The organism is Bacteroidales bacterium (assembly GCA_021648725.1).
Taxonomy (GTDB): Bacteria; Bacteroidota; Bacteroidia; order Bacteroidales; family JAADGE01; genus JAADGE01.
Genome location: JAKISF010000021.1, coordinates 38,311 through 61,608, shown reverse-complemented (window position 1 = coordinate 61,608; position 23,298 = coordinate 38,311). Strand labels below are relative to the sequence as shown.

Here is a 23,298-nt window from a genome sequence, read left to right as displayed (position 1 = left end):
AAAATTGTTTACAACACCCGGGAGCTTGTAAGACCTAATCGGAAAAACATTCGAAAACATCGGCAAAAGAAACCTTATTCTATGAATTACAAAAGGTTATGACAGATTATTAACTAAACGACATTGTATTATTAGTACTAACCGTCTTTCTCAAAAGCTTCAATAATAGGAGAAACCAGCTTGTGCCTTACAATATCATCTTTATTGAAAAATATAAATTCAATTCCTTTTATACCTTTTAATATTTTACTGACTTTTAATAATCCTGAGTTTGATTTTTTAGGTAAATCAATTTGTGTAATATCTCCGGTAATTATAAATTTTGAATTCTCACCCATTCTGGTTAAGAACATTTTTAGTTGTGCAACTGTCGTATTTTGGGCTTCATCTAAAATTACAACCGCATCGCTTAAAGTTCTGCCTCGCATAAAGGCTAACGGAGCAATTTGTATTACCCCTTGTTCCATAAGTTTGTTAAGTTTTGCTCCCGGCAGTATATCTAATAAAGCATCATAAAGTGCTTGCAAATAAGGATCAAGTTTATTTTTTAAATCTCCGGGAAGAAATCCAAGATTTTCTCCTGCTTCAACGGCAGGACGACTTAAAATAATACGCTTTATTTCATTGTTTTTTAATGCCCTGACAGCCAATGCAATGGCGAGATATGTTTTTCCTGTTCCTGCAAGACCTACCGCAAACAACATGTCATTTTTTTGATACTGAATAACAAATTTCTTTTGATTTTCAGAACGAGGAACAATCGGTTTGCCGCTTACGCCGTACACAATTACATCTTCCGATTTATTAAATTGTATTTTTTCTTGAAAGATTAATTCAATATCATTAATTTCCAGCTTATTATACCTTTCAATTTGTTTTTTTATATTATCTATAAATCGAGAGAAATTTTCAATTTCATTTTCTTCTCCGTCGGCTTTTATTTCATCACCTCTTATAACAATTTTAAGTTTAGGAAAAAGCTGCTTTATTTTTTTGATATTTTCACTTTCTTTTCCGTAAAAGTCAATTAAAGAGTCATGTTCTAAATATATATTTTTCTCAATCATTAAGTAATCTTATTTTTGCAAAGACAAAGTAAATATATTTTACCTAAAAAATAAGATTTTTGCCTGTAATCACATTAATAACTGACAGAAATAATGATGACTTTATTCTCGGAAGATTAAAAGGGCAATTATTAAGTTCTTGTGAAAAACTCAGTATTGTTGATTTGGCTCATAATATAAAGCATCACAGTATTGCAAAAGCTGCCTTTGTTTTAAAAAACAGTTATAAAGATTTTCCTGATAATACTGTTCATATAATCGGAGTTGACGGAGAATGTTCAGAAAATAAAAATCATTTAATAGCAAAAGTATTTAATCAATATTTTATTACTGCTGATACCGGTTTGTTCAGCCTTGTTTTTGAACCGTCTGAAATAGAAAAGATTATAGAAATAAGCCCGTGTGAAGATAATAAATTCAGAGTTCCTGCTTTGTTTTCTTTCGGAAAAATTGCATGTAAAATTATTCTCGGTAAAGAAATTGATGAATTCGGAGAAGAAGCAACTTCTGTAAAACGTTTAATGGCATTAAATCCTACTTATGATAAAGATTATATTTTAGGTCATTTGGTGTATATTAACAGTTATAAAAATGCAATTACGGATATTAATTATGTTCTTTTTCAGGAGATAGGGCGGGGAAGACCTTATGTTATTTATGCAGGAAGTCATTCATATAAAATAAATAAAATAAGCAACTCCTATCAAGAAGTCGAGAAAGGGGATTTGGTTGCAATATTTAACTCTTTGGGTTTACTTGAGATAGCAATGTATAAAGGAAAAATCACAGAAATTTTCAGTTTTAATTACGATACAAAAATCAGAATAGAATTTTATGATAACAAGAATAGTTAAAATGAAGTTTCAAGAAAAATATATTGAAAACTTTAAAAACTTTACAAAAGATATAAAAAGTATTATAAGAAACCAAGAAGGTTGCAATTATTTAGATATATTGCAAGATGTTGCAAATCCGGAAATTTTCTTTACATACAGTTGTTGGAATAGCGAAAATGATTTAAATAATTACAGAAATTCGGACTTTTTTAAGAATATTTGGCCGAAAACAAAAAAATGGTTTGCCGATAAACCTGAGGCGTGGAGTTTGGTAAATGTTAATAATGAGGATATATGAATACAATTCAAGATAAATTAGAAGCATTCAAGAAAATTCTTGAAATAATGGATGATATTCGTGAAAAATGTCCTTGGGATAAAGAACAAACAAATGAAACTCTTCGTGCAATGACTATTGAAGAAACATACGAGCTTGTCGATGCAGTTTTGGAAAATGATGTAAACGGAATAAAAAAAGAACTCGGAGATTTATTTTTACATATTATTTTTTATTCAAAAATTGCATCAGAAAAAAAGCAATTTGATATAGCAGATGTTATAAACAGTCTTTCAGATAAGCTGATTTACAGGCATCCGCATGTTTTCGGAAATGAAGTTGCCGATAATCCGGAAGATGTTAAAAAGAACTGGGAAGAACTAAAATTAAAAGAAAAAGGAAGCGGAGGAAAAGTTCTCAGCGGAATTCCAAGTTCTTTACCTTCGATGATAAAAGCAGTAAGAATGCAGGAAAAGGCGAGGGGAGTAGGATTCGATTGGGATGAAAAAGAACAAGTTTGGGGAAAAGTAAAAGAAGAATTGTCGGAATTTGAGGAAGAAATAAAAAACGGAGATAAAGAAAAAATGGAAGATGAATTCGGCGACTTGATGTTTTCTTTAATAAATGCTGCTCGATTGTATGATATAAATCCGGATAACGCATTGGAAAGAACTAATCGAAAGTTTATTAAAAGATTTAATTTCTTAGAAAAGAATACAATTAATAAAGGCTTGTCTCTTAAAGATATGAGTTTGGAAGAAATGGAAATTGTTTGGCAGAAAGCAAAAAATAATGAATAAAACTAAAATGTAAAACATGAAAAACAGATTTAAATCTAAATATTCGGCAAGCAGGAACCGATTCACATCAAGTGAAGCAACAATTGTAAAAGAGAATACAATTCCGGTGTTTATAAAAATTGCTGTTATGTTTTCAGATATTATGGCAACAATCGGATTAGTATTTACACTTTTCGGCGGAATTTTCTTATTTGTTATGTTGGTTTCCGTTCAGTTTAACACAATTTCGGTTTCTGATAATTCTCCTTCTGTTAACGGAGAAATTACAGATATAATACCTACCAACACCTATATTAATAATAATCAGGTTTTTGAATATCATTATAAATTTAAAAATAAAGAAGGAATTCAATACTCAGGCATCTCTTTTGCAAGCCATAGATATGACAGACCCGGAGATAATGTTGCAGTAAGGTATAATGAAATAAATCCGGAGGAATCAGTTATTGCAGGAATGGAAACCGAACAATTTCCTAAGTGGGTATTATTGTTTTTGTTGATATTTCCCGTTGCAGGTATAACCATGCTTTATTTCGGTATTAAAAAAGGAATCCGAAACGTTAATATTCTTAAATTCGGGAAAGTTGCTTTCGGAACTTACAGCAGAAAAGAGGCAACCAATGTAAGTATAAATAAGCAGGCTGTTTATAAGTTTTATTTTGATTTTATTGCAACAGACGGTAATTTATATACTGCAACAGGAAATACCCACAAAACATATCTTCTTGAAGATGAAGGGAAAGAACCTGTTATTTATAATTCTGGAAATCCTGAAGAAGCTGTTTTAGTTGATACATTGCCAAAAAGTGTAAGAAGGTTTTTTAAAAAGGAGATTGATAAAAAAGTTAAATGAAAGTATTGTGAAATTATTCAGCACCCAAAATATTTTGAACACGCCCGACTTCTCCTGTATCCAGTTCAACTTTAATTCCGTGCGGATGGTGTTTAGATTTTGTTAAAATTTTGTACACAAAACCGTCGGTTAATTCTCCGGTTCTTTGATGTTGTTTTTGAATAATCTCAACTTCCTGTCCTATTTTAATATTGCTTCGGTTTTTGCCTGAAAGTTTTGATTCTTGCATTATATATTTTTCATATTTGCTTTAATAATTTCATAAGTTTCATTACTTACAGATGCTAAAGGCAATCGTACGTGTTTTTCGCAAATACCCAGTATTTCCAAAGCAGCTTTTACACCTCCGGGGTTACCTTCTCTGAATAGGCTGTTTGATAAATCAAGTAATTTATAATGAAGTTTTTGTGCAGTTTTGAAATCATATTTTAAAGATGCTTTTACCATATCGGAAAACTCTTTCGGATAAGCATTTCCCGTTACTGAAATTACACCGTTCATTCCCATAGCAATATAAGGCATTGTGTATGTATCATCTCCTGATAAAACAGAAAAACCCTCAGGTTTATTCTTAATTATTTGCATTATTTGGTCTAAATTACCGGATGCTTCTTTTACGGCAATTATATTTTCGAAATTATTTGCTAATTTCAAGGTAGTTTCTGCATTCATATTTACTGAAGTTCTTCCCGGCACGTTATACAAAATAACAGGAACAGGACAAGCTCCTGCAATTGTTTTATAATGAGCATATAAACCTTCTTGGGTGGGTTTATTATAGTAAGGTGTTGCAGATAAAATTGCATCAATATTCGTGAAATCGGTATTTTTAATTCTGTTAACAACAGCTTGTGTATTATTACCGGCAATACCGAATACAATCGGTACTTTTTTTTCTGAAACTTCTGTAATATAGTCTAAAACAGCCGTTTGCTCTTGTTCGGAAAGAACAGGGTTTTCTCCGGTTGTTCCCATAACTACTAAAAAATCAACTCCTCCGTTAATAATATGTTCCGTTAGCTTTTTTAAAGCTCCGAAATCAATACTGTCGTCATTTCTGAACGGTGTAACCATTGCTACTCCGGTTCCTGTTAGTTTGCTTTGCATATCTTTATAATTTTTTAAGCTTTTTTAATAGTATTCAAATAATGATTAATTTGAGAAATCATATATTGCAAGCCTTTTTCTCGTTTGAAGTTAATATTTAGGTCGGAATATTTGCAATTAATAATTCCCGAAACTTTAAATTTTGCTTTTGATAAAGCAAAAATGTATTCAACATAAAAGTTATTAATACAAGATAGGTTAATTAAAATATCAAATTCTTGTTTTATAAAGTTGTTTACAACTTCTTCTTTAATTTTACCGATATTTGTTATGTGTTTTTCGGAATAAAAGTTGAAATTGCCTTGTCCGAAATATACTTGTCCTATTTCGTCCGGTTTTTTTACAAAACCTAAAGCATGTGTATTAATATTTTTTGCTTCAATTTCTTTATAATAATTTTTTACGGTATCAAATTCAGGTTTATTTCCTATGGTAAACAGAATAGCAACAGATTTTGCAGTTTCAAAATTATGAAATTGAACATTACGATTTATTTTTCGTATTTTTTTTGAAATAATGATGTCTTTTAATCCCACGATATTTTTTTATTATTCTTTACAATAATACAAAATGATGTTGAAATTATGAATTTATTTTAACATTTCAAGAAATTCATCTTCCGAAATTTTAGTAATTCCGAACTTTTCAACTTTTTCAAGTTTCGACGGACCTACATTTTCGCCGGCAAGAAAAAAATCAGTGCTTTTAGAAACAGAACTTGTATTTTTACCTCCGTTTTGTTCAATCATTTGCTTCAACTCGTTTCTTGAATGTTTTGAAAATGTTCCTGATATAACAATTTTTTTTCCTTTGAGAATATCAGTTTCCCCTTCAACTTCTTTAACTTCAAACTGTAAGCCTGCATTTTTCAGAGTATTAATGATCTTAATATTTCTTTTATTCCTGAAGAAATTAAAAACGCTTTCGGCAATACGTTCTCCTATTTCATCAACTTTTGTTAATTCTTCGATAGTTGCTTTTTCAATATTTTCGATATTTTTAAAGTTTTTTGCCAGAATTTTTGCAACTGTGTTGCCGACAAATCTTATTCCGAGGGCATACAAAACACGTTCAAAAGGAACTGATTTTGATTGGTTAATACTTTCAAGCAGATTATTTGCAGATTTTTCTTTAAACCCCTCTAAATCATATATTTGCTTGAAGGTCAAATTATAGAAATCTGCAATGTTATTAAGGTGTCCTGCATTATAAAGAGCATTAATTGTTGCTTCTCCGCAATTAATATCCATTGCTTTTCGGCTGACAAAATGTTCCGTTTTTCCTTTAATCTGCGGAGGACATTCAAGCGAATTTGTACAATAATGCTGGGCTTCTCCTTCGATTCTTAGAAGTTTACTGTCGCAAGCAGGACAATTTTTAATATAAACGGTTTCTTTTGAAAAAATATCTCTTTTATCTTTATCAACAGCTACAATTTTGGGAATAATTTCGCCTCCTTTTTCAACAAAAACAATATCACCTTCTCTTACATCCATTTCTTTTATTATGTCGGCATTGTGCAAAGATGCTCTTTTAACAGTTGTTCCTGCCAATTGAACGGGTTCAAGATTTGCAACCGGTGTTATTGCTCCGGTTCTTCCTACTTGATACGTTATTTTTAGAAGTTTGCTTACAACACGCTCTGCTTTAAATTTGTATGAAATTGCCCAGCGTGGTGATTTTCCGGTAAAACCGAGTTCATCTTGCTGTTTTTTTGAATCAACTTTAATTACTATTCCGTCAATATCATAAGTCAGGTTTTCTCGTTCTTTGTCCCAAAAGTTTATAAAGCCAATTACTTCATCAATATTATTTGCAAGTTTTTTGTCATCGGATATTTTAAAGCCCCAAGTTTTTGCGATATTTAAATTTTCAATATGAGAATCGGAAGGCAAATTATCTCCGAGAAGAAAATATAAGAATGCATCTAACTTACGTTTAGCAACTTCTGATGAATTTTTCATTTTCAAACTTCCGGAAGCAGCATTTCTGGGATTTGCAAAAGGGGTTTCTCCTATGTCTTCTCGTTCTTTATTTAATTCTTTAAAAATATTGTGAGGCATTATAATTTCACCTCTTATTTCAAAATTTTCAGGGTAGTTGCTTCCTTGCAGTCTTAACGGAATTGAACGAATTGTTTTTACGTTTTCCGAAACATTATCTCCTTTTGTGCCGTCGCCTCTTGTTACTGCTTGAAAGAACTTTCCGTTTTTATATTTAATGCTTATTGCAGTTCCGTCATATTTTAGTTCGCAAGCATACTTATATGAAGTTTCAGCACCCAGTAATTTTTTAATTCGGTTATCGAAATCTTTAAGTTCTCCGAAATTATAAGTATTCCCGAGAGAAAGCATAGGATATTCATGTTCAACTTGTATAAACGTATTATCTCTGTCGGTACCTACACGCAAGGTAGGAGAGTTTGGGTCATTAAATTCAGGATATTGTTTTTCTAATGCTTCTAATTTTTTGAGCATCATATCATAATCGTAATCCGAAATTGTAGGCTGCGAAAGTATGTAGTAATTATAATTATGTTTTGAAAGTTCTTTTCTTAATTTCTCAATTTTATTTTGAATATCTTTTTTATTCATTTTTTGATACAGAATCAGTTTCGTTAACAATAATTTTTTTTCCGAAGTTTATAGCTGAAAAACGAACATATCTTTTTGGGTTTTCTTTAATATCAATAAGAAGTTTGTCAAGTGCATCAGACGAGTTATTAAGTTTGTTATACAATTCTTCGTCTTTTAGTAATAAACCTAATGTGCCTTCGCCTTTTTCGATTTTATCCATTACTTTGCTGAATTTTGTAATAGAATTGTCGGCTTGATGAATTATGTTTATAAAATTAACAGCTGATAACGAGTCACTTATTTCGCCAAAGTTATCTAAGATTTTATTTATATTTTCATTGTTGCTTTTAAGGTTTTTTGTAATTGATTCTGCGTTACTTATAATAGCCGAGATACGTTTTTTCTCTGAAGTCATTAATGTATCTAATGTAAGTGATGTACTTTCAAGATTTGTTAAGGTTGCTTGAATATGTGCGAAACTTTTTTTAATATTTGATCTTGTTGTCGGATTAAAAACTGCCCTGAAAGCTACTAATAACGAATCCAGTGTTCCGAGCATACTTTCAGTTTTCAGTTTCAACGGAAGTATTTGCTCGTTAACTTCTTCTTGTATACTTGCTTCAACCTTTGAAATTAAAGTGTCTCCTGACGAATGAAATTTGTCAGTTTCTTTATTAATAATTATTTTAATTCCCATAGTACCCATAATATCAGTGCTGGTAATCATGGCTATTGAACTGTCCGGTATTTTAATGTCATTTCGAATATGAAATTCAACAATTAATTTATCTAAGTTTCCGTCAATAAAATCAACATGAGCAACTTTTCCTATTTTTGTACCGTTAAGAAAAACATGATTTCCTTCCGACAGCTCTTTTACGTTACTATATACACCGAATAATTTAGTTTTACTCGATAATATATCGTTGCTTCTGATATAATTTACACCCCAAATGGTAAGAAATGTTATGATGGTAAATAATATACCTGTTTTAGTTATTCTTTTTTGTTCTTTTGTCATTTTTTCAGATAGAATTAATAGTTTAACAATTGCAAAGCATCTTTAACTGTAATCAGTTTACCGTTGTTGAGTGCTACAACATAAGCTGCCGGTATTTTTTTTCTGATTTTACTTTGAAGTTCTGCAATTTCTTCATAGGTTTTAGCATTTCCGGTAAAATACCTGTAATATTTTCCGTCTTCAACTCTTTCTACATTTTCTACTCCTTTAAAATTTTCAGGAACAGTATTAATTTTTTTTCCTGAATATGCAATTTGGATTTTAAAAACAATGTTATTTTCAATAACAGGGTCTTTTATTCCTTCAATAATATTTTTATAATCTTTTATTGCTCTGTATATTGAAGAAGCAATTATTGATTGTCCGTCTTCTGTATTCAGGAATTTTTCTTCTTCCGGATTGGTTATAAAGCCTGTTTCAATTAAGATACCGGGCATGGAACAATTCCAAAGAACTACAAGTCCTGCTTGCCTTACATCTCTGTTTACTCTTTTTGCTTTTTCTGCAAATTGCTCTTGAACTTTTCCGGCAATTTTAATACTTTGTTCTAAGTATGCATTTTGGTATAATGAGAATATTATTTCAGTTTCGGGTGAATTTGGGTCAAATCCTTCATATTTTATTTTGTAATTGTCTTCTATAAGAATAACAGAGTTTTCTCTTTTAACAACTTCAAGTTGTTTTTCTGCTCTGTTAAGCCCCATAACAAATGTTGAAGTTCCTGTAACATGGCTTGCTCTACTGGCATTTACATGAATTGAAACGAATAAGTCTGCATTGTTTTTATTTGCTGTCTCAGACCTTTTATGCAGTTCGATAAATTCGTCAGTATCTCTTGTGTAAATTACTTTAACATCAGAAAGATTAGTCTCGATATATTTTCCTAATTTTAAGGCTATTGCCAAAGTTAAATCTTTTTCTTTACTTTTTTTTCCGATTGCTCCGGGATCTTTTCCTCCGTGTCCTGCATCAATAACTATTATATCAACATTATCTGTTTTATCTTGAGCAAAAGTTGTGTTAAAAAAAAGCGTGCTTACAGCAACAAATATTATTTTAAAAAGTTTTATCATTTTTAATATTGCAGTTTTAACAAATATTAATATAAACGAGTTTTAATAGTTATCTTTATTATTATAATTTTGCAATGAAAATTAACTCTTTTGAATTTCAACAAAATTAATATATTAATTATTAAAAATAGATTTTTTTATACAAAGTATTTACTGCTGTCGTTAATTTTATTTTCTGTGAAAATAGTTTTGTCTCAAGAAGATTCAATTTCGGTTGAGAAGAATATTATATTAAAAGATTCAATTATCTTGTCAGGTATTCAAACAAATAGTATCACTGCTGACAGTATTTCTGTTGATTCTGTAAAGACTAAAACAATTTCTTCGGATGCAATTGACCAAGTTATTGATTATACAAGTGCAGACTCAATATTGTTTGATTTAGCAGCAGAAAAAATGTATTTATACGGGATAGGTGATTTATCCGCAACCGACATGAATTTAAAATCTGCCTATGTTGAAATAAGTACAGATGAAAGTTATTTGTATGCAAAAATGGTTGAAGACAGTTCAGGCACAACAAAGCCTATATTAACACAAGATAAGGAATCATTTACCGTAAAAAGTATTAAATATAACTTTAAAAGTAAAAGAGCTTTGGTTATTGATACAAAGATGGATCAAGAGCAGGGTTTTCACCTACATGCTGACAGAGGTAAGATGCAATCTAATAAAGAGTTTCATATAAAAAACGGAAAGTTTACGACTTGTGATTTAGATCATCCGCATTATTATATCAGGCTAAGCAAAGCAAAAAAAATTCCTGATAAGCATGTAATTTCAGGACCGATGAATTTTGTAATTGCAGATATTCCTCTGCCTATCGGTTTACCTTTCGGTTTATTGCCTAACCAGAAACAGAATTCTTCCGGATTAATTATTCCCGAATACGGAGAAGATGTAGCCAGGGGGTTTTATTTAAGAAACGGAGGGTATTTTATGGCAATTAACGAAAAAGTAAATGCTTCTTTAACCGGTGAAGTTTATTCAAAAGGAAGTTGGGGTTTAACTTTGAATTCTGATTTTAAAGTGCTTTATAAGTTTTCGGGAAAATTAAATTTTGTTTACAGTAAACACAGAACCGGAGAAAAAGAATTGCCTAATTCTGTTGTAAGAAATACTTTTTGGGTAAAAAGCTCATACAGACAAGATACAAAAGCAAATCCTAACAGTACTTTCTCAACCAATTTAGACTTTGGAATGTCTGGACATAATGATTTGAATGCAAAGAACATTTCTGAAAATGCAAATACTCAGAAATCGTCAAATATTTCTTATATGTGGTCTAAACCCGGAAGTGTTTTTAACTTTTCTGCAAAGCTGGGGTTTAGTCAAAACACAAAAACACAGATGACAAATTTAAACCTTCCGACATTTTCTTTTAATGTAAAAAAACAGTTTCCTTTTAAGAATTTAGGAACAGGAAGTTCAAAATGGTATCAAAAAATAGGATATTCACTTAATATTAATGCAAAAAATACTGTAAATACGGTTGATACTTTACTTTTTACTCGCCAAACATTAAATAGGATGCAAAACGGTTTGCAATATTCTGTTCCTGTCAGTACATCTTTTAGTTTGTTCGAATTTATTAATGTTGCTCCGTCAATAAGCTATACCGGACGTTTATATGCAAAATATTTAAACGAAAGAAATGTATTTGTTGTCAATAATAATGAAATTATCCAAGAAGCAACACAAGATACAATTAATAAAATTTCTCATCCTTTTAATTTTAGTATTTCTGTTCCTTTTTCAACCAAACTATACGGAACTTTAAATATTAATAAAGGTCGAGTACAAGCAATAAGACATGTAATGTCTCCCGCAATTTCATTTAATTATAATCCTGATTTCAGTCGAGAATTTTGGGGTTTTTACGGTTATAACAGTTTAGACAGCATATCTCCGTACTATTCACATACAGCCGGGTTTATTTACGGAACACCTCCTACCGGAAGACGAGGTGCAATAGGTTTAAGTATAGGGAATAACTTTGAAATGAAGTTGAAAAATAAAAACGATACTATTGAAGAAGCAACAAAAATTAAGCTTTTAGATAATCTGTCAGTAAATACATCTTATAATTTAGCCGTAGATTCTTTAAATATGGCACCGATAAGAATAGCCGGTAACACAAAATTATTCGGTAATTTTTCTGCAAGATTTGCCGCAAGTTTTGAACCTTATGCTGTTGACTCTGTAGGAAAAAAAATAAATGTTTTTGAACTGGTTGAAAATAAGAGAATTGCAAGGTTTCAGAATGCGAGCTTTTCAGTTTCCGGTTCATTAAGAACTAATAAGAAAAAAAATAAATCTGCTTCAAAGACTTCCGGGTTTCTCGGCAATTCTTTTTATTATTTAAATCCGGATATCCCGTACACAGATTTTAATATTCCTTGGAATTTAAGCATAAATTATGATTTTGTATTCAATAAAACAGTTTTTGATGCCGCCACTCAATCATTTATTCCTAAAACTACGCAAACTGCATCTTTAAACGGTAGCTTTTCTTTAACAAATAACTGGAAAATAACTGCAAGTTCACGATATGACTTTTCGGCAAAAAAGTTTATTTCGGCAAATTTATCGGTGTACAGAGATTTGCACTGTTGGGAAATGAGCTTTAATGTTATTCCTTTCGGATCATGGAAAAGTTATACATTCCGTATAAATATTAAATCTTCGGTTCTTAAAGATTTAAAATACGAAAAACGTAAAGAAGTAATAAGAAATTACAATTAAACTACTCTTGTTGCGAATATGTATGAACACTGTTTTTTGCAGACGGCATATAATTTACACCAAACCAAGCTGCCAGTAGAAAAATAAAAGAAATACTTAAAACCCGTAAGTGCATTTTTGTTCTGTCTTTGTGGTGTGTTCTTATATGAATATAAATAAGGTAAACTAAAAAAGTTAATAATGCCCATGTTTCTTTCGGATCCCAAGTCCAATAATTACCCCAAGCTTCTTTTGCCCACAAAGCTCCGAATAATATGCCGAGAGTCAGAAATGCAAAACCGATAAATACAATATTGTCTGCCATTTTCAGAACTTTTTCGCTGCTTTCGTCTTCATCTTCTGAGAAAAGCTGTATTAAAAAATAAAACGGGCTTAAAAGAATCGAAACATTTTTTGCAAAACCCTTTAATTTAGAATTTGATATTGTTAAACCTTTTATTGCTACCAACCATGAAACACTTAATACTGCATAAGAAAGTATATAAACAATAACATGAGGCACAAACCAAGGGCTTTGTAAGGCTGGCATTAAAGTTTTGTTATAAGTTTCGGGATGCGATAAATTTATCAAAATAAATACAACAGCTAAAAGATTACTGTATGCCAAAAACCAAAAATACTTCCAACGATTAAAAGTTATTAAACCTAAAATCGGCAAAAATACTGCATACCAAAGGCGTGTTTCTCCTAGGGTTCGTAACGGAGGTCTTTCAAGACTTACCCATAACGAAGTTATAAAATAAGCAAACAGCAGAATTGCTGTAATTGATAAAATATTTGCCAATAAATACTTAATTTTCTTTTTAACCGGAAAGAAAAAAACAGTAAATGAAAAAGTTAAAAGCATAACAGCTGTATATGCAATATACGGGAAATCTATCCAGTTCATTTTCTTAATTTTTATTAGTTATTTCATCTTCATTTTTAATTGTTGTACCGCCTAACCAAAACAAATAAAATGCTCCGATTATCAGCAAAAATATTCCGGAATATACAACCGGTAACCAAGGATCTTTTCCTGCTTCTAAAATACTTTGATTAGACCATTTTCCTCTGGTTGTATCATAACCTGTTTGATATATTTTCCAGCCCATAATTGTTTTAGGTTTGTTAACTTTTATTATGAAATTTTCTGAAGTTCCGTCAGGCAAAAAAGCAGTTACAGCAGAACTGAATTCTTTCGGTTCGGGCTTTAACATTGCAAAATAATAGTTGTCATTAACAGCAATGTTTTTTCTGTACCAAACAAAATTTCCGGCAGTAATCCAATCTTTGTTTATTAATTCATTATTTTTATTATATATTTCAACTAATGCAGAAGGCAGAGAACCGATATAATTTGCTTCAGTGAAATTTGAATATAAACTGTCAGTAGGATATGATGATTTTAAATATTTAACAACTTTAATTTTCCATTCCTGAAATTCTCCCGTTAATGAATCTCCAGCAATAAAATGTTTATTATTATCAGGAAAAATTAAACTGTCATTTTTTGATTTAACAAGAACAATCTTAGGATTATACTCAATAATATTAAATTCTCGTAATTTCAATTTAAAAGGAGTTTTATACATTTTATCAGAATAAAAGTCCCTGACAATATTTGTAGGAATCGCATCTTTTTCAAGAGAAAAATAAGTTCTCATTGCATCTCCGCTCCCGGCAATTCCTGCAATAATGATAATGTATAACCCTAAGTGGCTGAATAGTATTCCTAATTTTTTCTTTTTAAAAGGCATAAACATTTTTACCGTAGCAAAACCTAAAGAAGTCATAAAAAAGAAATATCCGAATACCAACAGCCAACTTGTTGCCATATGTTTTAAGCCTAACGAAAAGAATATATCATCTTTTAAAACAACCCCTGTATTTACTTGCGGAACAATGCCGAGAATTAAGGAAAGAGCAGTAAATAGTATAATCGAACTTACAGCAGCAGGAATTCCGGAAAGCCATTGTACAACTTTATTATTTCTTTCAAATTTATATATAGCTGTTAATAATAATGTGTATGTTATTACAAAGGATAAATTTGTCGGGAATCCCGGAAAATTTATCGGCTCTTTTGTAATTAAGCCTAAAATCGATCCGAGTATTATTAATAATAATGAAATTACAAACCCTTCTTTGTATTGCCACGGAAATTTAAATAGTTTTCTTTTTTTATTATTATCGCTCACGTCTTTTTTTTGCAAATATAAATAATAAAAGATAATCTCATCTTTTATTATGTGTATTTGTTTTTTTAAATAGTTATTTTATATTTATGTATAACTTTAACCTTTTTTTTGATGATTTTGACATAATATATTAAATTTGCGGTCTGTATTAATTTATGTTCTATCACTTTTTAATTTAATAAATAAGAACCCATGTCTGAAAAAAATACCGAAAATACTGAAAACTTGCAAGATACTGTTAATGAAAAAAAAGAACTTAGCAGTGCTGATAAAATATTACAAAAAATAAAAGAAAAACAGAATAAAAAAAATGCTGATGATAACTTAAACAAGGAAGTTAACTCTGAATCAGAAAAAAAAGCTGCTGAACCTGAAAAAAATGAAAATTCGGAAAAAAATACTGAAAATATTTCAGAAACTAAGGAAGCGGTAATACAGCAAGAAGATACTAAAGAACAAGACATTCCGGAAGAAGAAGTATTCGACTATTCTTCTAAATCAAAAGAAGAAATAATTGTTGTTTTTAAAGAACTGCTGTTAAATGATGATACCACAAAATATAACAAAAAAGCAAAGAGTTTAAGAGATAATTTTTATAACTTAATAAAAAAAGAAGATCAAGAAAGAAAAGATAAATTTATTGAGGACGGAGGAAATGCAGATGACTATGAATCAGTTAAAGATGAAAAAGAAAATGAATTTAAAGATTTATTCCAAAAGTTTATTGATAAACAGGAAACCTGGGAAAGAAAATTAAATGATGAAAAAAAGAATAATCTTGAGTTAAAATATAAAGTTATAAAAGAAATTGAGGAACTTATAAACAAACCCGAAACATTTAATAAAACATTTAATCATTTCAGAGAATTACAAAAAAAATGGAATGCTATAGGTTTGGTGCCTAAAAATGATGTAAAAGTATTATTTGACGAGTATAATAAAAATGTTCAAAAATTCTATGATTATTTAGAAGTTAATAAAGAGCTTAGAGAACTCGATTTTAAAAAGAATTTTGATGCAAAAATTAAATTATGTGAACAAGCAGAAGAACTTCTTTTAGAGTCAAACTATTCAAAAGCAAAAAAAGAATTACAAAATCTACATAAAAAATGGAAAGAAACAGGATCTGTTTCTAATGAAAACCGAGAAGATATTTGGAGCAGGTTTCAAGCTGCAACAATAAAAATAAATGAAAAATTTTCGGAATATATTGAGGAAATAAAAGTTCAACAAGAGAAAAATCTTGAATCAAAGCAATTCTTAGTCAGCAAAGCTGATGAATATGCAATAGGAGAATATACAAATCATAAAGAATGGAAAGATGCTTCCAACCAGGTAGTTGAACTTCAAAAACTTTGGAAAAAAATAGGATATGTTCCGAAAGAACATAATAATGAAATTTATAAGCAATTTAAAACTGCCTGCGATAAATTCTTTGTTCGCATAAGAGAATTTTATAGTGAGAGCGAAAAACATAAAGATGATAATTACCAGAAAAAATTAGATTTATGTGTGCAGGCTGAAAGCCTCCAAGACAGTAATGAATGGAACAATACTTCCGAAATATATAAGCAAATTCAAAACGACTGGAAAACAATAGGACCCGTTCCTAAAAAATATTCTGATGAAATATGGACAAGATTCAGAAAAGCTTGCAATAACTTTTTTGACAGAAAAAAAGAATATTTTAAAAGTAAAAAAGCAAACGAAAAAGAAAATTTATTTCTTAAGAAAGAAATAATAAAAGAAATTGAAGAATTCAATTTTTCAGATAATCAAATTGAAGACTTGAAAAGTTTAAAAGAATTCCAAAACAGATTTTTGGAAATTGGATATGTCCCTTTCGACAGTAAAGATGAAATTTATAAACAGTATCATAATGCTATTGACACTCAATTAGGGAAGTTAAATATAAGCAAAGAAAAACAACGTGAACTTAAATTTAACGAAAATCTTGAAATTATTAAAAAATCGCCCGGTTCAGACAGATTAGCTTACAAAGAAATATCAAGACTTCAAAATCAAATCGATAAGTTAAATGATGATATCAGAATATGGGAAAATAATATTGGGTTTTTCAGTGGCTCAAAAGAGTCAGATTCGTTGATAAAAAATATTCATGATAAAATTGAAACCGCAAAAGATAAAGTTTCAATGATGAAAAAGAATATTGAAGAATTAGAAAATATAAGTGACGAATAAAATAGTAAACTCAATTTAAACCTTGAAAGAAACAAAATATATATTTATTACGGGAGGCGTTACTTCTTCTCTGGGGAAAGGCATTATTTCATCTTCTTTAGCAAAATTACTTTTGGGCAGAGGTTTTAAAGTTGCTATTCAAAAGTTAGACCCCTATATTAATATTGATCCCGGAACTTTAAACCCCTATGAACACGGAGAATGTTTCGTAACTGACGACGGAGCCGAAACAGACTTGGATTTAGGTCATTATGAGCGTTTTACCGATGTAAGAACAACACAAGCTAACAATGTTACAACAGGTCGAATTTATCAAACAGTTATTGATAAAGAAAGACGCGGAGATTATCTCGGGAAAACCGTACAAGTTATACCGCATATTACCGACGAAATAAAACGAAGAATCAAACTTCTCGGAAAAGAAGATTATGACTTTGTTATCACAGAAATTGGAGGAACAGTCGGAGATATTGAATCCTTTCCTTATATTGAAGCAATAAGGCAATTAAAATGGGATTTGGAAGGGCAAATCATTGTAGTACACCTTACTCTAGTACCTTATTTATCAACCTCCAAAGAACTAAAAACTAAACCTACGCAACATTCGGTAAAAATGTTATTGGAAAACGGTGTACAACCCGATATTTTAGTTCTCAGAACAGAAAAACCACTTACAATTGACATCAGAGAAAAAGTTGCAAAATTTTGTAATGTCAGTTTAAGTTCCGTTATCGAATCAATAGATGCATCAACAATTTATGAAGTTCCTCTTTTAATGCAAAACGAGAAGTTAGATGAAGCCGTTTTAAGAAAATTTCATTTGCCTGTTAAGGGAACACCTGAATTAAAGCAGTGGAAATCAGTTGTTGACAGAATTAAGAATGCCGAATGCACAATTAAAATTGCATTAGTCGGTAAATATGTAGAATTACCCGATGCATATAAATCAATAAACGAATCTTTAATTCATGCAGGTGCAAGAATTGATTGCAAGCCGAAAATAACATTATTGCATTCAGAGAAAATTAATAATGAAAATGCAGATGAGTTATTAAAAGAATTTGACGGAATTATTGTCGCACCCGGTTTCGGACACAGAGGAATTGAAGGAAAAATAAATGCAATAAAATTTGTAAGAGAAAATAATGTGCCTTTTCTCGGTATTTGTCTCGGAATGCAATGTGCAGTAATTGAATTTGCACGCAATGTACTTAATCTGAAAGAAGCACATTCAACAGAAATGTATCAAAATACCCCTTATCCTGTTATTGACTTAATGCAACAACAAAAAAACATTATTGATTTAGGAGGCACAATGCGACTTGGTGCATATAATTGTAAACTTAGTGAAAATTCAAAACTTTTTAATGAATACAAAAAAGCAAATATCTCTGAACGTCATCGTCACAGATACGAATTTAATAATAAATATTTAGAGGATTTTGAAAGCAACGGAATGAAAGCAACAGGATTAAATCCTGAATCAGAATTAGTTGAAATTATAGAGCTGGAAAAACATAAATGGTTTACCGGTGTTCAATTTCATCCTGAATATAAAAGTACGGTAATAAATCCGCATCCGGTTTTTATTTCATTTCTAAAAGCCTGTAAAACAAAATAGTTTAATTATTTAAAAAAAATAAGAAAGAAAAAATGGATAAAAATCAAATTATCGGAATTATATTAATTTTTGCATTGCTGATCGGTTACGGAATATACACTGCCCCGTCAAAAGAAGAAAAAGCAGCAATGCAGCAAAGACAAGATTCAATTAGCAGAGCCCGGGCAGAGCAACTTCGTTTTGATTCAATTAAACGAATTCAGGACTCAATTGAAAATGCAAAAATTAAAGAAACTCAGAATATAGTTGACACATCAGTTGTAGATTCTGTAAAAAATATAAACTTAGAAAAGGATTACGGTGTATTTGCAAATTCGGTTAACGGAAAAGAAGAGTTTATAACACTTGAAAACCAATTAATCAAAATAAAATTTACAACAAAAGGTGCATATCCGTATTTTGCTCAATTAAAGAACTTCCAAACATACGACAGCCTACCTTTAATTCTGTTTGATAATAATGAAAATCAATTTGATTTAAGCTTTTCCGGTAAGAATATTCGTATAAATACATCAGGCTTATATTTTGAAAATATGAACGGAGATACTTTAATAGATGCAAGTTCTTCAAAACAATCAGTTTCTTTAAGAATTAATGCCGGACAAGGAAAGTATATTGAATATTTATACACATTAGAACCCGAATCTTATATCCTGAAATTTGATGTCAGATTTTACGGGTTAGAAGCTGAATTAGCATCAAATTCAAGTTATATTGATATTTTATGGAAAGCAAAATCCAGAAGACAAGAGCACGGTGCTAAATGGGAAAATCAAAATACTACAATTTATTACAAGCAATTGAATGATAAAGTAACATATATGACAGGTATGTCTGATGACGATGAAGAAATATTAGACACAAAAGTTAAGTGGATTGCATATAAAGATCACTTTTTTTCAACTATTTTAATTGCACATGACAGTTTTAGTGAGGCTAAAATTAAATATAAGAAAGATGAGTTACAAGAGAAATATATAAAAGATTTTGAAAGCAATATTTATTTAGAATTTGATAAATCTAACGACCAAAAATATGAATTTTCATATTATATGGGACCGAATGACTATGATATACTAAGAAAAATTTCTGTAAGAGGTGAAGATAATTTAGATTTAAAGAGGATGATACCGCTTGGTTGGTCTGTTTTCAGATGGGTAAATCAAATTATTGTAATTCCCTTATTCAATTTCTTAGGTTCAATTTTCGGATCAAATATGGGATTAATCATTTTAATTATGACTTTAATAATTAAATTGGCTTTATTTCCTTTAACTTTTAAATCTTTTAAATCATCTGCAAAAATGCGTGTTTTAAAACCGCAAATTGATGAAATAAATAAAAAAATTCCGAAAGAAAAAACAATGGAACGCCAACAAGCAACCATGGCACTATACAAAAAGGTTGGTGTTAACCCCATGGGCGGCTGTTTGCCCATGCTGTTGCAAATGCCTATATTAATTGCGATGTTCCGGTTTTTTCCGGCATCTATTGAACTTCGTCAAAAAAGTTTCCTTTGGGCAACAGATTTATCATCTTATGATTCAATTTGGACATTCCCGGACGGATTCAGCATTCCGATGTACGGTGATCATGTCAGTTTATTTACTATATTAATGGCTGTTGCAATGTTAATCAGTCAATTGTTAAATAAAAATCAAATGTCAGGCGGTAATACTCAAATGCCCGGTATGAAATTTATGCTTTACTTAATGCCGGTTATGATGCTGTTGTGGTTCAATAATTATTCGGCAGGTTTAAGTTATTATTATTTCTTATCAAATGTTATTACAATTATTCAGACACTTGTTATAAGAAGAATGATTGATGAAAAAGCACTACTGTCTCAATTAAATGCACAAAAGAAAAAGCCTAAAAAGAAATCTAAGTGGCAAACACGCCTTGGTGAAATGCAAAAGCAACAAGAACTTCAAAAGAAAAAAAGAAGATAAATAACTTATTTTAAAGTAATATATAAAACCCGAAACCTGCAGTTTCGGGTTTTATGTTAAAAATACTTAATAATTAAGAAAAAGCATTACTAATATTTGCAAAAATCGCAAATACCAGTTTCCGGTTTGCAAAAATTGCAAATAATACTGATAAACGAGTTAATATATCCTGTTTTTTGTATTTCTTAACATATATTTATAAATGTATTGCAAATATCCGTTTTGTTTCCATCTGCTCATGTCATATCTTTGTATTAAAATAATTAAAAAAGAAGTTATGAAAACAAAAATGAAATTAACAGTTATTGCAAGTTTATTCATTTTTTTTAATCTGAATATATTTGCTCAAAAACCAAGTTTATCAGTATTAAATTTGGATTCGCAAGGACTTGAATATACTCCCGTCCAGTTAGGAAATTTGGTTAGGATGGAAATAGAAAAACTTAATAAGTTTGAAGTTATGGACAGATATGATGTTTCATATCTTGTGGAAAAACACAATTTAAAAATTGAAAATTGTTACGGAAAAATTTGTTTGGTAGAGATTGGTAAACTCCTAAAAACAGACAAAATGATGAGCGGAAGTGTTGAAATGTACGGAGATAAAATTATTTTATCGCTCAGATTAGTTGACGTAAAAACAGAACATATTGAAAAAGCACAAGTAAAAGAGTTTTTAAAATACCCTAAAGAAATACAAACAATGATAAGAATTACAATGTATGAAATGTTTGAGCTTCCCATGGATGATTTTAAGAACCAAATTAAAAGCCTGACAAATGAAGAGCAATACGAAAATGTTTTAATAAACCCCGATAAAGATAAACTAAATTTATCCGGTCCCAGATTAGGACTTACTTATTTTCAAGGTGAAATTGCCGACATAATGCAAAACCCTAGATATGAAGGCGGATATGACATGTTGCCTGTATCATTTATGTTCGGCTATCAGTTTGAAGTTCAATATCTTAATTCAGGAAACTTTCAAGCATTATTTGAGTTTTTGCCGACAATAACAGGTGTTGATCAAGGCTTGTTTATGCCTAACTTATCTGTTTTAATGGGATTCAGACACAATATAAGGGGATGGGAAATTGCCTTAGGCCCTACCGCAGGTCTTACAAAGAAAGCAAAAGGTTACTATACTGATGACGGAGAGTGGCATTTATCAACTGATTGGATAGGACCCGAAACAAATCCGAATCCTACTGAAAGACGCCTTGACAGCAGAGGATATGTTACAACTCATACAGGCTTTGTTTTCGCATTCGGTAAATCATTTAAATCAGGTCGAATGAATTATCCTGTTAATCTTTATGTAATTCCTTCAAACAGCGGAATCAGAGCAGGGCTTACTTTCGGCTTTAATGCTAAAAGTTAACAAATAGCTTTATTAATATTCGTGGATTTATTACCTTTGTTAGATGAAAAAAATATCTTATAAGTCATATATCCCCGTTTTATTCATCGCTTTCTTATTTATTTTACCAATGAATGTCGAGGCGACTGAAGCCACAATAAACATAAAGGAAACATTTAATGTTGAGATAAATAAAAGTGAACTGAGAGGAGAAAAGACCACAGACAAAGGCTTTATAAAAAAAATAATTATTAAAATAAAGAACAAAGTAAAAAAAGTTTACAGGAAAATTGCAAATAAAATAAAACGCAAAATTTCTAAACGAAAATCTAAAAAAGATAAAATGAAAAGCAGTTTTAAAAACAGAAACAGAAATTTATATAACATAATTATATTCGGAGCAATTTTTTGTTTGCTTGCCGCATTAATTATAACTGCATATTTTATTTTTCAAGGAACTGTACTTGCATCAATAATGTTAGGTTTAGGAATAGGTCTTTTAATTGCGGCAATTGTAATAAGCTTAATTTATTTTTCAAAAAGGTATATTTTAAAGCCTAATTATTAAGAAAAAGCAGAAAGAATTTTAAGGCTGTTTTTTGATTATTTTTAGCTATTTTGGTTGGGTTATTTAAGAAATGATTTTTCAGCCTTATAATTTAAAATCAAAACAATGTTTTACACAATATCAAAATGGGAGTCTGAAAATAAAAAAATTGTGGTGCAACATTATTAGTTAGGCGTTTTATCCGAAAATAAAGAATAAGAAGAACTAAGAAACTAAATGAAAATGAAAACAATTAAAAATATAGCTTTTTTATTCTTAATAACCCTCTCTGCAAGTTGTTATACTTACAATATTCCGTCAGGTGCAACTATTCCTCTGATTACCGAAGAAGGAGAAGCGAAACTATCAGCTTACGGAAATTTTAATGAAATAGGAGGAAGCTTTACTTATGCACTAACCGAGCATGTGCTGTTCTCAGCATCAGGAAACTATATTCTTGATAATGCTGACTATATTCAAGATTATGACAGTATGTTTTTAAAAAAAACACCTAATAATTTTGAGGTAGCATTCGGCTATTTCGGAAATTATAAACAACTTGCAAATCATATATCATTCGGTGTAGGTACCGGAAATATGGCTTATCAACACGGAAAAACAAATGATTATCTCAGCGGTTATTTTCAAACAGAATATGTTCAATATTTTTTACAATATACGGCAGGTTTTAAGTATCAAAAAGGAGGTCAAACTAAAAAATATAGAGAACAAGGTTTGTCTTTAAGATACGGATATCACAATTATCATGTTTTGGGAATCAGTAAAGAATATTCATATACAGAAGTTTGGAATGATGCCGGTGAATACTATGATTATATAGATGTTTGGAAAGACATAAGCATTGAAGAAACGAGTTTTTTCAATTCATTTTCTGCATATTATTTTTTCAGAACAGGAAACGAGAAAATTCAATTTGAAGTTAGTCCCGGGTTTTCTTTTTACGATAATAAACCAAATTATTATAATTATTCATTTTTTACTTCTGCCTTACATTTTAATGTAGGAATGGTTTTTAATTTGAATCAATTTAAGAAAAATAAGGCCTTATAAAAAAACTCCC

20 protein-coding genes are annotated in these 23,298 nt (G+C 30.2%); 11 read left to right on the top strand and 9 right to left on the bottom strand.

Annotated features, from left to right (window positions below; genetic code table 11):
- Positions 1 to 137: 137 nt before the first annotated feature.
- Positions 138 to 1,067, bottom strand: a complete 930-nt coding sequence (locus tag L3J35_09050; GenBank protein ID MCF6366336.1) for a PhoH family protein — start codon at positions 1,065 to 1,067, stop codon at positions 138 to 140.
- Between the two features lie 59 nt (positions 1,068 to 1,126).
- Between L3J35_09050 and L3J35_09045 the strand changes: the two genes are divergently transcribed.
- The 4 genes from L3J35_09045 to L3J35_09030 are packed head-to-tail and all read left to right on the top strand — an operon-like array spanning position 1,127 to position 3,833.
- Positions 1,127 to 1,921, top strand: a complete 795-nt coding sequence (locus L3J35_09045) for an SAM-dependent chlorinase/fluorinase (protein ID MCF6366335.1) — start codon at positions 1,127 to 1,129, stop codon at positions 1,919 to 1,921.
- The gene (locus L3J35_09040) at positions 1,902 to 2,201 is read left to right on the top strand and encodes an antibiotic biosynthesis monooxygenase (GenBank protein MCF6366334.1); all 300 of its coding nucleotides are present in this window, start codon (positions 1,902 to 1,904) and stop codon (positions 2,199 to 2,201) included. Before L3J35_09045 ends, L3J35_09040 begins: the two co-directional genes overlap by 20 nt.
- A complete protein-coding gene (mazG, locus tag L3J35_09035) occupies positions 2,198 to 2,980 on the top strand; it encodes a nucleoside triphosphate pyrophosphohydrolase (protein MCF6366333.1) in 783 nt (260 codons plus the stop codon). Before L3J35_09040 ends, mazG begins: the two co-directional genes overlap by 4 nt.
- Before the next feature lie 16 nt (positions 2,981 to 2,996).
- The gene (locus L3J35_09030) at positions 2,997 to 3,833 is read left to right on the top strand and encodes a DUF3592 domain-containing protein (protein ID MCF6366332.1); all 837 of its coding nucleotides are present in this window, start codon (positions 2,997 to 2,999) and stop codon (positions 3,831 to 3,833) included.
- Positions 3,834 to 3,846: 13 nt separating this feature from the next.
- Here the strand turns inward: L3J35_09030 and L3J35_09025 are convergent, their stop codons facing one another.
- The 6 genes from L3J35_09025 to L3J35_09000 are packed head-to-tail and all read right to left on the bottom strand — an operon-like array spanning position 3,847 to position 9,610.
- Positions 3,847 to 4,062: a YwbE family protein gene (locus L3J35_09025; GenBank protein ID MCF6366331.1), complete on the bottom strand. Its 216-nt coding sequence runs from the start codon at positions 4,060 to 4,062 to the stop codon at positions 3,847 to 3,849.
- Complete coding sequence (dapA, locus tag L3J35_09020; GenBank protein MCF6366330.1) at positions 4,062 to 4,940, bottom strand: 4-hydroxy-tetrahydrodipicolinate synthase; 879 nt, start codon at positions 4,938 to 4,940, stop codon at positions 4,062 to 4,064. Before dapA ends, L3J35_09025 begins: the two co-directional genes overlap by 1 nt.
- A 14-nt stretch (positions 4,941 to 4,954) precedes the next feature.
- Positions 4,955 to 5,476: a hypothetical protein gene (locus L3J35_09015; protein MCF6366329.1), complete on the bottom strand. Its 522-nt coding sequence runs from the start codon at positions 5,474 to 5,476 to the stop codon at positions 4,955 to 4,957.
- A 54-nt stretch (positions 5,477 to 5,530) separates the two neighbouring features.
- The gene (gene ligA, locus L3J35_09010) at positions 5,531 to 7,534 is read right to left on the bottom strand and encodes an NAD-dependent DNA ligase LigA (GenBank protein MCF6366328.1); all 2,004 of its coding nucleotides are present in this window, start codon (positions 7,532 to 7,534) and stop codon (positions 5,531 to 5,533) included.
- Complete coding sequence (locus L3J35_09005) at positions 7,527 to 8,537, bottom strand: MlaD family protein (GenBank protein ID MCF6366327.1); 1,011 nt, start codon at positions 8,535 to 8,537, stop codon at positions 7,527 to 7,529. Before L3J35_09005 ends, ligA begins: the two co-directional genes overlap by 8 nt.
- Positions 8,538 to 8,551: 14 nt before the next feature.
- Positions 8,552 to 9,610, bottom strand: a complete 1,059-nt coding sequence (locus L3J35_09000; GenBank protein MCF6366326.1) for an N-acetylmuramoyl-L-alanine amidase — start codon at positions 9,608 to 9,610, stop codon at positions 8,552 to 8,554.
- Between the two features lie 177 nt (positions 9,611 to 9,787).
- Here L3J35_09000 and L3J35_08995 point away from each other — a divergent pair, with 177 nt between their 5' ends.
- Entirely contained in the window at positions 9,788 to 12,355 is a 2,568-nt protein-coding gene (locus tag L3J35_08995) for a hypothetical protein (GenBank protein ID MCF6366325.1), read from the top strand.
- 1 nt (position 12,356) lies between these two features.
- On the opposite strand, the gene ccsA is transcribed toward L3J35_08995, so the two are convergent.
- Both ccsA and L3J35_08985 read right to left on the bottom strand, forming a co-directional pair.
- A complete protein-coding gene (gene ccsA, locus L3J35_08990; protein MCF6366324.1) occupies positions 12,357 to 13,244 on the bottom strand; it encodes a cytochrome c biogenesis protein CcsA in 888 nt (295 codons plus the stop codon).
- Positions 13,245 to 13,248: 4 nt separating this feature from the next.
- A complete protein-coding gene (locus tag L3J35_08985) occupies positions 13,249 to 14,535 on the bottom strand; it encodes a cytochrome c biogenesis protein ResB (protein ID MCF6366323.1) in 1,287 nt (428 codons plus the stop codon).
- Positions 14,536 to 14,727: 192 nt separating this feature from the next.
- Here L3J35_08985 and L3J35_08980 point away from each other — a divergent pair, with 192 nt between their 5' ends.
- From L3J35_08980 to L3J35_08955, 6 genes are all read left to right on the top strand, one after another.
- The gene (locus L3J35_08980) at positions 14,728 to 16,737 is read left to right on the top strand and encodes a DUF349 domain-containing protein (protein ID MCF6366322.1); all 2,010 of its coding nucleotides are present in this window, start codon (positions 14,728 to 14,730) and stop codon (positions 16,735 to 16,737) included.
- Positions 16,738 to 16,759: 22 nt separating this feature from the next.
- Positions 16,760 to 18,358 carry a CTP synthase gene (locus L3J35_08975; GenBank protein MCF6366321.1) on the top strand — a complete coding sequence of 533 codons (1,599 nt, stop codon included), beginning with the start codon at positions 16,760 to 16,762 and terminating at the stop codon, positions 18,356 to 18,358.
- A gap of 32 nt (positions 18,359 to 18,390) precedes the next feature.
- A complete protein-coding gene (gene yidC / locus L3J35_08970) occupies positions 18,391 to 20,310 on the top strand; it encodes a membrane protein insertase YidC (GenBank protein ID MCF6366320.1) in 1,920 nt (639 codons plus the stop codon).
- Positions 20,311 to 20,587: 277 nt separating this feature from the next.
- Complete coding sequence (locus L3J35_08965; protein MCF6366319.1) at positions 20,588 to 21,691, top strand: hypothetical protein; 1,104 nt, start codon at positions 20,588 to 20,590, stop codon at positions 21,689 to 21,691.
- A 43-nt stretch (positions 21,692 to 21,734) separates the two neighbouring features.
- Positions 21,735 to 22,238: a hypothetical protein gene (locus tag L3J35_08960; GenBank protein MCF6366318.1), complete on the top strand. Its 504-nt coding sequence runs from the start codon at positions 21,735 to 21,737 to the stop codon at positions 22,236 to 22,238.
- A 222-nt stretch (positions 22,239 to 22,460) separates the two neighbouring features.
- Entirely contained in the window at positions 22,461 to 23,288 is an 828-nt protein-coding gene (locus tag L3J35_08955; GenBank protein ID MCF6366317.1) for a hypothetical protein, read from the top strand.
- The last annotated feature ends 10 nt before the right edge of the window (positions 23,289 to 23,298 follow it).